Here is a 14,120-nt window from a genome sequence, read left to right as displayed (position 1 = left end):
CGGCCGGGCTCGCGGGGTTTCGGGGGAGGGGAGGGGTCAGTGACCGCCCTCGTCGACGACCTCGACGCCCTCGATGTTCTCGTCGATCAGGTCGGCCGGCAGGGCCACCCGGATCGCCCAGTGGTAGATGCCGACGGAGAACGCGGCGACCAGGGCCATGTCCCACCACATCGGGATGGCGCCGGTGCCGTCACCGAAGCCGCCCTGCCAGGAGATCAGGCCGAGACCCACCAGGTAGACGGGCAGCCACTGCGCCGGGCGCCAGTCGAGGCGCGGCGCGTTCGGCAGGCCCTTGCGGGTGGCGTACGCGGCGTAGCCGCCGAGCAGCAGGTAGCCGATGACGATCGCGATGCCCAGGCGGGCCAGGGTGTGCCAGCCGGTCCAGTAGATGATCAGGCTGGCGACCACGAACGACAGCGGGGCGATGACCTCGCCGAACGGCAGCCGGTAGGAGCGCTCGCGGTTCGGCAGGCGGCGGCGCAGTGCGCCGAAGGCCAGCGGGGCGCCGGCGTACATCAGCACCGAGGCGGAGGTGATGAAGCCGACCAGCTCCTGCCAGCTCGGGAAGGGCAGGAAGCAGATCACGCCGGTGACGAACGAGATGGTCAGGCCGAACCACGGCACGCCGCGCTTGTCGATCCGCTCGAACAGCTGCGGGGCGTAGCCGTTCTTGCTCAGGCCGTAGGAGATGCGCGAGGTGGAGGTGGTGTAGATCAGGCCGGTGCCGCCGGGCGAGACGATGGCGTCGAAGTACAGCACCCAGGCGAGCCAGCCGAGGCCGACCAGGGTGGCGAGGCCGGCGAACGGGCCGCTGATGCCGGGGAAGTCCAGGTTGCCCCAGCCCTTGGCGAAGGCGGTGCCGGGCAGCGCGGCGATGAACACGACCTGCAGCAGGACGTAGATCAGGGTGCCGATGGCGACCGAGCCGAGCACGGCGCGCGGGATGTCGCGCTTGGGGTTGCGGCTCTCGCCGGCCAGCTGGATGGCCTGCTCGAAGCCGAGCAGCGCGAAGATGATGCCGCTGGTGCTGATGGCGGCGAGCACGCCCTTGGCGCCGAACGGCGCGAAGCCGTGCGAGGTGAAGTTGCTGCCGTGGAAGTTGCTGACCGCCAGCACGAAGATGGTGAGCAGCGGGACGAAGATCTTCAGCCAGGTCGCCACCGAGTTGGTGTGGGCGAGGACCCGGACGCCGAGGAAGTTCACCGCGACGAACACGCCCATCAGCAGCACCGCGACCACGAAGCCGCTGGTGGTGAGGGTGCCGTTGTCGTTGAGGAAGCTCTTGGCGAACTCCCAGTGACCGGCGTAGCCGATCATGGCCTCGACCTCGATCGGCGCGACCGTCGCCGCCTGGAGCCAGGAGAACCAGCCGAAGGACATGCCGGCCAGGCCGCCGAAGGCGTAGTGCGGGTAGCGGGCGGTGCCGCCGGCGACCGGGAACATCCCGCCCAGCTCCGCGTGGACGAAGGCGAGCAGCACGATCGCGACCGCGCCGATGCCCCACGAGATGAGGGCCGCCGGGCCGGCGACCATGACGGCGTTCTTCGCGCCGTAGAGCCAGCCGGAGCCGATGATCGAGCCGACGGACGCCCAGAGGAGCCCGATCAGGCCGACTTCGCGGCGGAGCGAGCCGCCGCTCTTGCCGGTGGGAGGGGCGCTCGTGGGGGCGAACTGGTCAACAGAAGCCATGGGTGGAGTGGACCTCTCGGACGAATGGCAGGGGTTGAGAGTTGCCCAAGGCTAGGCGGATGGATTTGTCGAACAGAACCCCATGAATCCGAATAGTTATCTTCGCCCGGCGCGGTCGATCATGAAATATTGTCAAAGTTCACTGATGCCAAGGGAGTTGGCATCTGTGCAGGTCGTCGGGATGTTTTGAGATTTGAGGATCCCTTGAGGAATTCCGTGACCAGGTATCGCCACCCGCCCGACTGCATAGTCATGAGGCGGTCCGGGGATATTTCGGGGATGGATTGTGGATGAGTATGCAGGCATCGAAATTGGTGCAGACCATCATTCAGCGCGGTTCGGGCGCTGCCGATCCGGTCCTGTCCGGTATTACCCGCCGGTCACCTTGTCGCCGAGCGCGTCCACCGCGAACCACTGGTCGATCTGCTCGCCGGACGCGTCGCCCGCCTGGGTGTCCTGGGCGTTGTAGTAGAGCGGGTGACCCTTGTAGAGCACCTGCGAGGCGCCGTCGGTGCGCGGACCCACCCCCAGCAGCCCGTCGTCCACCCCCGTGCCCGCCACCGGGAATCCCGCCGTCGTGAGCGGTGGCCACGCCGCGGCGCAGTCGGCGTAGCAGGTCGACCGGGTCGAGGTGTCGCCGTCGAAGAGGTAGAGGGTGCGGCCCTGGGAGTCGACCAGGATCGGTCCGAGCCCGGCGTCCTCGGCCAGCCCCACCTGGGTGCCGGGCCGCTCCGGGCTCGCGCTCTGCTCGGGGCTCGGGCCCTGGCTCGGACTCGCCGACTCCTGCCGGGGCTCCCCGGGCAGCGGCGCCGGCGTCGGGTCGCCGGGGGCGCAGCCGGCGGCCGTCGCCGCGCACAGCAGGGCGAGCAGGGCGGCGGCGAGGGCGGCGGCCGGGCGGGGCTTGAACATCGCGGACTCCTTCACCGGGCGTGAGCGGTCTGCTACCACTACCGCCCCGCGCCGTCCGCCCGGCCACTCCAGAGGCCCGCCGGTCGGCGGATGGAGTGGCCCGATTGCCCTGGACGGCCCATGCCGGGCCCGCCCGCGGGTCAGTCCGCCGCCGACCACACCGTCCGGTCGCCGCCCCGCCAGCCGACCAGGTCGGGGTCGTCCAGATCGGGTTCGGGCACGCCTGCCCGGCGGATGTACTCCGCGACGTCCTCGGCGCTGCGCGCCTCGCCCACCGGGCGGCCGTAGATCTCCACCTGCCGGTAGGGGCGGTCGCCTGGGGTGGGAGGCCCTACGACGACCGGCGGGTGGAAGATGTCCCCGTCGTCGGCGGCCATGTCCGGTGACGCTGCCATACCTCCAGTGTCACCCGCCGTGGGCCGGACCGGACGGCCGCACCGCCCGGATCCCCCGCCCGGCCCAACCGCTCCGCCCGCCCGGCCGCCGCTCGGCCCTGCCGGCGACCGCCCGCCCGGCCGCCGCTCGGCCCTGCCGGGGGCCACGCCCTGCCGGTCAGGCCCGGGGTTCCGGCGGGGGATCGGTGAACAACGGGGCCCGTCCGAGCGACGGGGGTGCACCGGGCAGTCCGGCCAGCATCCAGTAGTGCCGCACCATGAGCCGGAGGATGCTGCGCACCCGCAGCAGCAGGGCTGCGGCCAGCGGCAGCTCGATCAGCAGCGCGGCGCCCAGGCTCTCCCAGATCTCGTCCGTGCCCCAGGACAGCATCACGTCGAACCAGGCGTCGCAGACCAGCAGGACGGACGCCGCCAGCGCCCACGGCACCATCAGCCGGCGCCGCCGCCAGCCGTACCAGGCGGTCGCCCCGAGGGCCACCAGCAGGCCGAGGTCGAACCCGACCCACGCCAGCCGCCACTGCCGGGCCTCGTAGTGCACCGGCAGGGTCGCCGCCAGATAGCCGATCCACGGGAGCAGTGCCACGCAGCAGACCAGCAGCAGACCCAGGCCGCGCCGCCGCCGGCGGTCGATCAGCCGCAGGGTCTCCTCGCCGAGCAGGGCCCGCCAGCCGACGGGGCCGGGGCCGGGGCCGGGAGTGGGTGCGGGCGCGGGGGTGGGGGCCGGGTGCTCGGTGTGGTCGCGGCCGTCCGGGCCGCCGGGACGGTGCTGCGCCATGGCGTCCTCCCGGTCGCTGGGCCCCTCCGGCATTGTCCCGCCGTCCGGGACGGGCCGCAGGGCCCGTGCCCCCGCCCCGGGGAAGGGGACGGGGGCACGGGCCCTGCGGGTGGTGCCGCTGTCGGTACTGCCGGTCTCAGTGCTGCCAGACGCGCACGTAGTCGACCTGCATGTCGGCGGGGGCGGAGGTCACCGCGGGGGTGGTGCTGTCCACGCCGTTGTTCAGGATCAGGTACTGCGGGGCGGTGGTGATGCCAGTGGTGATCCTGCCCACCTGGACGCCGTCGTAGTAGTAGGTGACGGAGCCCGGCGCCCACTCGGCGCCGTAGGTGTGCCAGCCGGTGAAGTCACCGGAGGCGCAGCTGCCGGGGCCGCCGGCCGGGGAGTGGAAGTGGTAGCAGGCCTGGCCGCCCAGGCCCTCCATGACGTCCATCTCGCCGTCGGCGGGCCAGCTCTGGCCGTCGGTCCAGAAGGCCGGCCAGTTGGAGATCTTGGAGCCGGTCGCCGGCAGGTAGATCCGGGCCTCGAACGCGCCGTAGCTGAACTGCGCCTTGCCGTTGCTCTGCACCATGCCGGAGCGGTACGGGTAGGTCTTGCCGTTGACGGTGGTGGCCTGCTGGACGGCGGTCAGGTGCAGGCTGCCGCCACTGACGGTGGCCTGGGACGGCGCGTAGGCGGCCGACTCGTAGCCGCTGTTCACCGGCGGGGTGGTGCAGGTCGCACAGCCGAGCCAGTTCGCCGTCCACTTCGAGGAGTCGACCGAGGAGCCGTTGAACTCGTCGGCGAACACCGACTTCCAGCTGCCCGCGATGCCGCGCGGACCGCTGCCGGAGCTGCTCGCCGAGGCGGACGCGGACGGCGACGCCGACGCGGACGGGCTCGCCGAGGTCGAGGGGGAGGCGGAGGCGCTGCTGCTCGGCTTCGCCGTGGCGCTCGCCGAGGTGCTCGGCGCCGACGTCGGAGTGGCGCTCGTGGTGGGCGACGCGCTCGTCGGGGCAGCCGTCGCGGACGGGCTCGCGGTGCGGGTCGCCGACGGCGTGCCGGGGGCGGCGGTGGTCGGGGCCGCGCTCGGGGTCGACGGCGCGGAGGCGCTGCTGGACGGCGAGGGGCTGGGGGTCACGGTCGAGCCGTTGGAGACGAACGACCGTGCCGGCGCCAGGTTGTGCCACACGTTCCCGGCCTTGTACGCGACGAAGGCGGTGTAGCTGCCGGCCGGGAAGGTCCGGGCCTGCGGCGCGAACGTCCGCTGTGCGGAGTCCAGCGTCGCCGCGGTGGCGCCGGAGAAGTCGTAGTGGGCGCCGTTCGCGGAACGCACCGCGACGGTGAGCGCCTGGACGGAGGTGGCGCGGGTGGCGTGCAGGACGGCCTTGGCCGTGACCGAGGTGCCGGTGGCCGGCGTGGTCGGCGTCAGCGTCAGGCTGTCCACGACGACCTGGTCGGTGCTCGCGGTCGCGGTGGCCGGTGCGGCCCAGGCGGCGGCGCCGATACCGGTGCCGACGGCGGCCACGGCGAGTCCGAGTGCGGTCAGCCGACGTCCGGAGATCTGTCGGCTGCGACGGTGCTTGGGGTGTCGGGGCATGGCGGCAGGGGGACCTTTCGTACCCCCTCGATGGACGTGGTCCGCCGCTCCGTCGGACGGAGTGGGCGGACCGCTCAGCGCCAGAGCCTGCGCGACGGTCCGCCCACGACGCAAGCCCGCTGCCCGTCCGGGAGGTGGTCCGGACGGCGTGTACACGCCCGAATTCCCTGGCAGGGCTGGGTCGTGACGGGGTTGCTGTGACATCGGGCACAGGCCCGGCGCGACAGGCGGCCAAGTGTGCCCGTAATGCCCGATTTGAGGTAATTGGTCGACCTGTTGGGCGGGTTGGCGGAGGGGCCGGCAGCTGCCCCGGCGGCCCGTGACGCCGGTTCAGCCCGACCGCGGGACCGCACGCGCCCCCTGTGCCGCCCGCGCGCTCCCGTGCACCCGTCCCTGCGCCTGGCCCGTGCACCGGCCCGCACGGTCCCCTTGACCTGCGCCCGGGGGCGGTGCGGAAGTCCCCGCCACCCGGGCGACCAGTCACCCCGCGCGGCCGTGCCGGCCGCCGCCGTCCCCGGGTCAGGCCAGCAGGTTGACGCCCGCCTCGAAGGCCCGGGGCAGCCTGGCCGCCAGCGGCACGATCCGCGGCGCCAGCGCCGGCCGGAGCCGCGCCCACAGCAGCGCACCCGTGAGCAGCCGGTAGCCGCGCGAGGCCCGCCGCCACGCCTGCTCGTACGCCTCGGGCCGGCCCTCGCGCAGGCAGCGCACCAGCTCGCCCGCGCAGGCGAGGGCGACCGACAGGCCCTCGCCGGTGAGGGCGTCCAGGTAGCCGGCGGCGTCGCCGACGAGCAGCGCCCGGCCGGCGACCCGGGCCCGGGACCGTTGCCGCAGCGGGCCGGCGCCGCGCACGGGTGTGCCCGGGCCGCCCGCCAGCCGGGCCGCGAGCAGCGGGAAGGCCGCCAGTTGCTCGTCGAACGGCGCCCGGTCCGAGGTGAGCAGCGCCACCCCGACCAGCTCCGGTCCGAGCGGGGTGACGTACGCCTCGGCCCGTGCCGACCAGTGCACCTCCACGCGGTCGGACCACGGTGCCAGGGGGTAGTGGCGGCGCAGCCCGTACCGGGCGGACGGCCCGGCGGGCGTGGGCAGGTGCAGTCCGAGGGCCCGCCGGGTGGGGGAGTGGAGCCCGTCGGCGACCGCCAGGTGGCGGGCGGTCAGCCCGCCCGCGGTCACCGACTCCGGGCCGAGGCGGACATCGGTGACCCGGGACGGCACGACGGTGACGCCGAGTTCGGCGGCGCGGGCGGCCAGTGCGGCGTGCAGCACGGTGCGCCGCACGCCGAGCCCGCCGCCCCGCCGGAAGGCGGCCTCGGCGCAGCGGCCGGTGGCGGCGTCCAGGTAGCGGATGCCGTGGAAGGGCTGCCCGGCCGGGGCGACCCCCAGTGCGGCCAACTCCCGTACGGCGGGCGGCATCAGGCCCTCGCCGCAGGCCTTGTCCACCGGGCCGGGGCGCGGCTCCGCGACGACCGTCTCCAGCCCGGCGAGAGCGGCGTGCACGGCGGTGGCCAGCCCGGCCGGGCCGCCGCCCACCACCAGCAGGTCGATCACGGCAGCGCCGCCGTGGCCCGGACGAGCGCCGTCTCCTCGCAGCGGATCCGGACGGCCAGCAGGGCGAGGTTCAGGCCGGTGAAGCAGAGCGCGGTGACCCAGGCGGAGTGCACCAGGGGCAGCGCGAAGCCCTCCGTCACCACGGCGACGTAGTTGGGGTGCCGCAGCCACCGGTACGGTCCGCCGGTCACCAGCGGCAGGCCGGGCACGACGATGACACGGGTGTTCCAGCGGCGGCCAAGGGTGGCGATGCACCACCAGCGCAGCCCCTGCGCGCCGAGCGCCAGGGCCAGCATCGGCCAGCCCAGCAGCGGGACGAACGGCCGGTCGGCGACGGCCGGTTCCAGCAGGCAGCCGACGAGCAGGGCGGTGTGCAGCAGTACCATCGGCGGGTAGTGCCCGCGGCCCGACTCGGTGCCGCCGCGGGCCAGGCTCCAGGCGGCGTTGCGGCGGGCGACGACGAGTTCGCCGATCCGCTCGGCGGCGGTCAGCGCGATGAGCAGGGTGTACCAGGGCATCGTCGGATCACCAGCGCAGCAGGACGAGTTCGGAGGCGAAGCCGGGGCCCAGGGCCAGCATCAGGCCGGTCGAGCCCGGAGCCGGGCGCCGTGCGGCCTGGACGTCGCGCAGGATGTGCAGCACGGAGGCGGAGGAGAGGTTGCCGGCCGCCGCCAGCGACCGGCGGCTGGCCGCGAACGCCGCGTCGGGCAGGCCGAGCGCCTCCGAGAGCGCGTCCAGCACCTTCGGGCCGCCGGGGTGGCAGATCCAGGCGTCGACGTCGCCGGGCTTGAGGTCGTGCTCGGCGAGGAAGGCGGCGGTCTCCTCGGCGACGTGCAGCCGGGCGAGTTCGGGCAGGTCGCTGCCGAGCACGATCCGGAAGCCGCGGTCGCCGATGTCCCAGCCGAGCAGGTGCCCGGTGCCCGGGTAGAGCCGGCTGCGGCTGGCGACCACGGTGGGGCCGGGGGCCGTGTCGTGCAGCGGGTGTCCGGCGCCGACGGCGAGCAGCGCACCCGCACCGTCGCCGAACAGCGCGGACGCCACCAGGTTGGCCGGCGAGGCGTCCGAGCGCTGCAGGGTCAGGGAGCAGAGCTCGGTGGAGAGCAGCAGGGCGGCGTGGCCCGGATGCCCGGTCAGGTGGTCGTCCAGGCGGGCGAGCCCGGCCGCGCCGCCCGCGCAGCCGAGGCCGAACACCGGCAGTCGGCGGACGTCCTGGCGCAGGCCCAGCGGCCCCGCGAGCCGGGCCTCCAGCGAGGGGGCGGCGATGCCCGTCACCGAGGTCGAGACGACCAGGTCGATCCCGTCGGCGGTCAGGCCGGAGCCGTCGAGCGCGGCGCGGACGGCCTGTTCGCCCAGGTCGAGGGCGGCCGCGATGAAGGCGTCGTTGGCCCGCCCGAACCCGCCGAGGTCGGCGTACGCCTCCAGCGGGAGCGCCAGGTGGCGGGTGGTCACCCCGGCCCCGGCGTGCAGCCGGTGCAGCACGGCGGGATCGGCGCCCGGCGGCAGGACCAGTCGGGCGAGGGCCTCGGCCAGCTCCTGCTGCCGGTACCGGTGGGGTGGCAGCACCCCGCTCACCGCCACGATTCTGGTCATCCGTTCAGCATAGGGACGAACAGGAGAACCCTCCTCAACGGAACACTCCGGGCGTGCCGTCCGCGACTGCGTCCCGCAGCCGGGCGCCGGCGGGCCCTACCCTGACGCCATGTCGAACGAGCTGACCGGGCCGGGGGCGCGCGTCGCCGCGGGCCGCGGGACACGGGCCGCCGCCGGGGCGCTGCTGGCGAGCTGTCACCCCGCGCCGGCCGCCGCGGTGACGGTGTTCGCGGCCGCGCTGGCGGCGGCCGCCGGGCGGGGCGTGGGCGGCACCCTGCTGACCGCGGCCGCGGTGGCCGCCGGGCAGCTGTCGATCGGCTGGTGCAACGACCGGGCCGACCTGGCCCGGGACGTCGCCGCCGGGCGCCGGGACAAGCCGCTCGTCCGCGGTGACGTGCCGCCCGGGGTGGTGGGCGCGGGCGCCGGCCTGGCACTGCTGGCGGCGGTGCCGTTGTCGCTGGCCTGTGGTGCGGCCGCCGGTGCCGCGCACCTGACGGGGGTCGCGGCGGGGTGGGCGTACGACCTCGGGCTGAAGCGCACGGTGCTGTCCTGGCTGCCGTACGCGGTCGCCTTCGGACTGCTGCCGGCGTTCGTGACGCTGGCGCTGCCGGGCGCCCCGTGGCCGGCCCGGTGGGTGACGGCGGCGGCCGTGCTGCTGGGCTGCGGCGCGCACCTGGCCAACGTGCTGCCGGACATCGCGGACGACCGGGCGGCGGGCGTGCTCGGGCTGCCGCAGCGGCTCGGACGGCGCGCGTCGGCGGCGCTGGCCGCCGGCTGCCTGGCGGCGGCGACCGCCGTCCTGGTGCTCGGCCCGCCGGGCCCGCCGGGTGCGGCCGGGCTCGCCGTGCTGGTGACGGCCGGTGCGGCCGCGGTGCTGGCACCGGCGGCGCCCGGCCGGGTGCCGTTCCTGGCGGCACTGGGGATCGCCGGCCTGGACGTCGCGCTGCTGCTCCTCCGCGGCGCCTCACCGACCGGGTGACGGGGGCTCAGGGCGGCCCGGACACGCGGACGGGGCCCTGCGCGGGCACACCCGGTGCCGGATGAGAGGCTCCTCCCATGGAACAGCGCGTACTCGGCCGCACCGGCCGCCCCGTCTCCGTCGTCGGCCTCGGCACCTGGCAGCTCGGCGCGGACTGGGGTGATGTCCGGGAGGAGGACGCGCTGGCCGTCCTCGACGCCTCGGTCGAGGCCGGGGTGACCCTCTTCGACACCGCCGACGTGTACGGCGACGGCCGCAGCGAGCAGTTGATCGGCCGGTACCTCGGCGGGCGCCCGGACGCCGGCGTGTTCGTCGCCACCAAGTTCGGCCGCCGCACCGAGCAGCGGCCGGAGCACTACAACGTCGCCAACTTCCGTGCCTGGGCGGACCGTTCCCGCAAGAACCTGGGGGTGGACCGGCTCGACCTGGTGCAGCTGCACTGCCCGCCGACCCCGGTCTACTCCTCGGACGAGGTGTTCGACGCGCTGGACACCCTGGTCGCCGAGGAGCGGATCGCCGCGTACGGCGTCAGCGTGGAGACCTGTGCCGAGGCGCTGACCGCGATCGCGCGTCCCGGCACGGCGAGCGTGCAGATCATCCTGAACGCGTTCCGGCTGAAGCCGCTGGAGCGGGTGCTGCCGGCCGCGGCGGCCGCCGGGGTCGGCGTCCTGGCCCGCGTCCCGCTGGCTTCCGGCCTGCTGAGCGGCAAGTACACCGCCGACACCGTCTTCCCGGCCGACGACCACCGCACCTACAACCGGCACGGCGAGGCCTTCGACCAGGGCGAGACCTTCTCGGGCGTGGACTTCGCGACCGGGGTGGAGGCCGCGGTGGAGTTCGCGGCGCTGGCCCCCGAGGGCGTCACCCCGGCCCGCACCGCCCTGCGCTGGATCCTCCAGCAGCCCGGTGTCACCACGGTCATCCCCGGCGCCCGGAACCCGCAGCAGGCCCGCGCCAACGCGGCCGCCGCCTCGCTCCCGCCGCTGCCGCAGGCCACCCTGGCGGCCGTCCGCGACCTCTACGACCGCCGGATCCGGCCGCAGGTGCACGACCGCTGGTGAAGCGGCCCGGCGCAGGCCCCCGACCCAGGCACTGGGGCGCCTCCTTCGGATCTTTCCGGGTGCGCCGGGATCCGAAGGGGAAGCCCTAGGCTGGCACCGGGGCGGCCGTCGGGTGCCGCCCGCCCGGCGAGGAGGCGCAGCCATGACCGAGCCGACGGCCGACCGGCCGCACATGCCCGGGTACGGGATCCTGGCCGCGGACGAGGGCGGCGGGCTGCTGCCCTGGGAGTGGGCGCGGCAGCGGATCACCGACTCGCACGACTACTGGGTGTCGTCCGTCCGCCCGGACGGGCGCCCGCACGTGATGCCCGTGTGGGGTGTCTGGCTGGACGGGTCGGTGTGGTTCAGCACCAGCGTGCAGTCCCGGAAGATCCACAACCTGGCGGAGCATCCGGACTGCGTGGTCACCACCGACGACGCGCGCGACCCGGTGATCGTGGAGGGCCGGGCCGAGGTGGTCGCGGAGCCCGCCGCGATCGCCGCCTTCCTGGCGGCGCTCAACACGAAGTACCAGACCGCGTACGGTGTCGACTTCCTGGACCCGGCGGTGAACGCCGTCGTGGTCGTCCGCCCGGCGCAGGCGATCGGCATGCTGCACACGGACTTCCGAGGGTCGCCGACCCGCTGGCGCTTCCCGGCCGGCGGACTCTGATCCGTCGGCCGGGCCGCGGCCGGGCCGGGTCAGGACTGCGGTGCGTCCGCCGGATCGGCCGCGCTGACCGGCACGTCCGGGCGCCGGAACCACGAGCCCTGGACAGCCCACTGCACCAGCATGAGCAGGAAGCCGAGCACCAGGGCGCCGATGCCGATCACGGTGACACCGCCGGTCTGGCCGAAGATCGGCAGGTCGATCGAGGTGCTGCCGTAGTTCGGGTCGGCGTAGACGTCGAACGCCCCGTAGCAGAAGAAGTACAGCAGCATCAGGCCGCCGAGCAGCGGGGCCACGCCCTTGAAGACGAAGTCCCGGACGCTGCGGGTCAGCACCCTGCGGTAGTACCAGACGCAGGCGAAGCCGGTCAGCCCGTAGTAGAAGGCGATCCCGAGGCCGACCGAGGCGATCGAGTCGGCCAGCACGTTGCCGCTGATCGCGGTGAGCAGCACGTAGAAGGCGATCGAGACGACGCCCATGCCGATCGTCGACCAGGTCGGGGTCAGGTGGCGGCGGTGGACCCGGGCGAACTGGGTCGGGATCGCCTTGTGCGCGGCCATCGAGAAGCTCGTCCGGGCGGTCGGCAGGATCGTGGTCTGGGTGGAGGCCGCGGACGAGGTCAGCACCATGAAGATCAGCAGCTTGCTGAGGAACCCGCCGAATCCGGTCGTGCCGAAGACCGCATCGCCGAGCCCCGACAGCACGTCGCCGGAGTTGTCCTCGTTGCCGAGCCCGATGCCCTTGGTGCCGATGCCCGCGAACGCCTGCGCCGAGACCGACACCAGGGCGTAGATGACCAGCAGCAGCACGGTCGAGATGACCGCCGCCCGGCCGGGGGTGCGGGCCGAGTCGGCCGTCTCCTCGTTCACGGAGACCGCGGTGTCCCAACCCCAGTAGATGAAGACCGCGGCGAGGATGCCGGCGGTGAACGCCGAGGCCGAGGAGATCTCGAACGGGTTGAACCACGACCCGCTGACGTGCACGGCCGTCGACGGTGGGCTCGACCCGTACACCTTGACCAGCGCGGTCACCGACAGCAGCACCAGCATCACGACCTCGACCGCCAGCAGCCAGCGCTGGAGGGCCGCCGAGATCTCGATGCCGACGTAGCAGATCGCCGTCATCACGATGATCCACACCACGCCGGCCAGGGTCGTCCAGGTGCTGGAGTTCGCCAGCGAGTCCAGGCCGACCAGCTTGAATCCGTAGATGCCGGCGATCTGTGCCAGGTTCGCCATCACGATGATGTCGGCGACGATGATGCCCCAGCCGCCCATCCAGCCCGTGCGCGGGCCGAAGGCCCGGGCCGCCCAGGTGAACGTCGTCCCGCAGTCCGGGTCGGAGGCGTTCAACTCCTTGTAGGAGTAGGCGATCAGCAGCATCGGGATGAACGCCAGCATGGTGACGATCGGAGCCTGGAAGCCCACCCCGACGACGATGATCCCCAGCGTGGCGGCCAGGCTGTACGCGGGGGCCGTGGAGGCCAGCCCGATGGCGACGGACGAGACCAGGCCGAGGGCGCCGGTCTTCAAACCCTTCTCGCCGGCGCCCGAGCCGGTCGTCGGGGGTGGGGCGGACGGGGCCGGGCTACTGGGAGGCATCGCCACCTGACCCACCCCCTTCTCTCCTGCCAGGAGACCGTAGTGGGCGCCGCAAAGGGCCTGTTCTGGCCACCATCGTACGCCGCGGGGCCTCGCCCTTCTCGGCGTCAAGTCCGGCTCTCACCTGGGATGACGTCCCGGATTGGGCCGTTCGGCGGCATCCGGGCCGCCCGCCGGCCCCCGCGAGCGGCCGGGCCGGGGCGGCCTGCCGCCGGGCCGCCGGCAGCAGGACCTCGACCTGCCGCCGGGCCGCCGGGACGTCCGGGAGGACCCCGGTCCGGCCGCGTCCGCCCACGTGGGGCGGCCGGAGGAACCGGGCCGGGCCCGGACATCGCCGGGTGCTCCCGCACCCGCCGGTGCCGCCGCCCGGAACGCCGTCCGGTCGTCGTGGCGGCGGCCGGCGGTGGTCCCGGACATCGCCCGTCCGGCCCCGGACACGCCGTCCCGCCGTGACTCGGCCGTTCGGTGCGGTGCGGCTGCGCTGGACGGGGCCGGTGGTCAGCCGCGGCGCGGCTCACCCCGGTACGTGCCGAAGTACCAGTGGTTGCCCTCCGGGTCCCGGGCGGCGAAGTCCCGGGAGCCGTAGTCCGTCTCGTGCAGGGCGTCGGTGACGACGGCGCCCGCCGCCACCGCCCGCGCGTGCACCCCGTCCGGGTCCGCCGTCACCACATAGGCGCTGAACAGGCCCGGCGGCGTCGGGCCGCCCTGTGCGGGCCCGTCCTCGCGGACGGACCCCAGCATCACCCCGCCGCCCTCCGGCCAGGCCAGCTCCGCGTGGCGCACCAGCTCGTCGTCGCCGTACACCGCGGTCTCCTCGAAGCCGAAGGCCTCCACCAGGAACGCGATCAGTGCCCGTGCGTCGTTCGCCCGCAGCGTCGGCCACACCTGCGGCCGCGGTGCCTCGGCGTCCTGTTGTGCCGCGCTCATCCTGCCCACCTCCGAACCGTCCGGGCGGCCCCGGTCCGGCCGCTCCCACCGTCAGAGTGCCCCGGCCGGCGCCGCCGCGGCTTGGACGAATCGGAACTCCTCCGCCAACCACACGCTCGGCGCAACGCCCGCCAGCGCCCGGAAGTCGCGGGCCAGGTGTGCCTGGTCGAAGTAGCCGCACTCCGCGGCGAGCTCCGCCAGCCGCCCGCCCCCGGCCGCCGCCCGGCGGCGCGCCCGGTCGAAGCGGACGACCCGTGCCGCCTCCTTCGGCGACAAGCCGGTCTCCCGGCGGAAGCGTGCCGCCAGGTGCCGTTCGCTCCACCCCACCTCGGCGGCCAGCGCCGACACCGGCACCCGGCCCCCGAGCGCCGCAGCCGCCGCCACGCCTCCCGGACCTCCGGCGGCACCTCCGGGCCCGGCC

The 14,120-nt window shown here is 74.6% G+C and carries 14 protein-coding genes; 3 read left to right on the top strand and 11 right to left on the bottom strand.

The annotated features are described in order from the left end of the window. Positions 1–36 precede the first annotated feature (36 nt). The 8 genes from ABEB13_RS10815 to ABEB13_RS10780 form a co-directional block, all read right to left on the bottom strand. Positions 37–1,689, bottom strand: coding sequence for an APC family permease (locus ABEB13_RS10815; protein ID WP_345705326.1), 1,653 nt, complete (start codon positions 1,687–1,689; stop codon positions 37–39). A gap of 369 nt (positions 1,690–2,058) precedes the next feature. Then, the gene (locus ABEB13_RS10810; protein ID WP_345705325.1) at positions 2,059–2,598 is read right to left on the bottom strand and encodes a COG4315 family predicted lipoprotein; all 540 of its coding nucleotides are present in this window, start codon (positions 2,596–2,598) and stop codon (positions 2,059–2,061) included. A 140-nt stretch (positions 2,599–2,738) separates the two neighbouring features. Next, positions 2,739–2,993 (bottom strand): hypothetical protein, encoded by a 255-nt coding sequence (locus tag ABEB13_RS10805; RefSeq protein ID WP_345705324.1) that lies wholly within the window; start codon positions 2,991–2,993, stop codon positions 2,739–2,741. A 157-nt stretch (positions 2,994–3,150) separates the two neighbouring features. Beyond that, on the bottom strand, positions 3,151–3,768 hold the full coding sequence (locus ABEB13_RS10800) for a hypothetical protein (protein WP_345705323.1): 618 nt from the start codon (positions 3,766–3,768) through the stop codon (positions 3,151–3,153). Positions 3,769–3,904: 136 nt separating this feature from the next. Continuing rightward, positions 3,905–5,347 carry a glycoside hydrolase family 16 protein gene (locus tag ABEB13_RS10795; protein ID WP_345705322.1) on the bottom strand — a complete coding sequence of 481 codons (1,443 nt, stop codon included), beginning with the start codon at positions 5,345–5,347 and terminating at the stop codon, positions 3,905–3,907. A gap of 519 nt (positions 5,348–5,866) precedes the next feature. Beyond that, positions 5,867–6,892 (bottom strand): NAD(P)/FAD-dependent oxidoreductase, encoded by a 1,026-nt coding sequence (locus tag ABEB13_RS10790; protein WP_345705321.1) that lies wholly within the window; start codon positions 6,890–6,892, stop codon positions 5,867–5,869. Beyond that, the gene (locus ABEB13_RS10785; RefSeq protein ID WP_345705320.1) at positions 6,889–7,410 is read right to left on the bottom strand and encodes an isoprenylcysteine carboxyl methyltransferase family protein; all 522 of its coding nucleotides are present in this window, start codon (positions 7,408–7,410) and stop codon (positions 6,889–6,891) included. Before ABEB13_RS10785 ends, ABEB13_RS10790 begins: the two co-directional genes overlap by 4 nt. Positions 7,411–7,417: 7 nt before the next feature. Beyond that, positions 7,418–8,482 (bottom strand): type III polyketide synthase, encoded by a 1,065-nt coding sequence (locus tag ABEB13_RS10780; protein ID WP_345705319.1) that lies wholly within the window; start codon positions 8,480–8,482, stop codon positions 7,418–7,420. Between the two features lie 109 nt (positions 8,483–8,591). Here ABEB13_RS10780 and ABEB13_RS10775 point away from each other — a divergent pair, with 109 nt between their 5' ends. From ABEB13_RS10775 to ABEB13_RS10765, 3 genes are all read left to right on the top strand, one after another. After that, complete coding sequence (locus tag ABEB13_RS10775; protein ID WP_345705318.1) at positions 8,592–9,461, top strand: UbiA family prenyltransferase; 870 nt, start codon at positions 8,592–8,594, stop codon at positions 9,459–9,461. A 77-nt stretch (positions 9,462–9,538) separates the two neighbouring features. Next, positions 9,539–10,522, top strand: coding sequence for an aldo/keto reductase (locus ABEB13_RS10770; RefSeq protein ID WP_345705317.1), 984 nt, complete (start codon positions 9,539–9,541; stop codon positions 10,520–10,522). 142 nt (positions 10,523–10,664) lie between these two features. Next, positions 10,665–11,174, top strand: a complete 510-nt coding sequence (locus ABEB13_RS10765; protein ID WP_345705316.1) for a pyridoxamine 5'-phosphate oxidase family protein — start codon at positions 10,665–10,667, stop codon at positions 11,172–11,174. A 29-nt stretch (positions 11,175–11,203) separates the two neighbouring features. On the opposite strand, the gene ABEB13_RS10760 is transcribed toward ABEB13_RS10765, so the two are convergent. The 3 genes from ABEB13_RS10760 to ABEB13_RS10750 all read right to left on the bottom strand — a co-directional run bounded on the left by ABEB13_RS10760 (position 11,204) and on the right by ABEB13_RS10750 (position 14,083). Further along, positions 11,204–12,703, bottom strand: coding sequence for an APC family permease (locus tag ABEB13_RS10760; RefSeq protein WP_345705315.1), 1,500 nt, complete (start codon positions 12,701–12,703; stop codon positions 11,204–11,206). A 567-nt stretch (positions 12,704–13,270) separates the two neighbouring features. Further along, positions 13,271–13,699: a VOC family protein gene (locus tag ABEB13_RS10755; RefSeq protein ID WP_345705314.1), complete on the bottom strand. Its 429-nt coding sequence runs from the start codon at positions 13,697–13,699 to the stop codon at positions 13,271–13,273. A gap of 51 nt (positions 13,700–13,750) precedes the next feature. After that, positions 13,751–14,083 carry a helix-turn-helix domain-containing protein gene (locus tag ABEB13_RS10750; protein WP_345705313.1) on the bottom strand — a complete coding sequence of 111 codons (333 nt, stop codon included), beginning with the start codon at positions 14,081–14,083 and terminating at the stop codon, positions 13,751–13,753. Between the last annotated feature and the right edge of the window lie 37 nt (positions 14,084–14,120).

This window comes from Kitasatospora paranensis (assembly GCF_039544005.1).
In the GTDB taxonomy this organism is placed as follows: domain Bacteria; phylum Actinomycetota; class Actinomycetes; order Streptomycetales; family Streptomycetaceae; genus Kitasatospora; species Kitasatospora paranensis.
The sequence above is the reverse complement of the archived record's forward strand: the minus strand, read 5'-3'. Positions and strand labels throughout refer to the sequence as shown.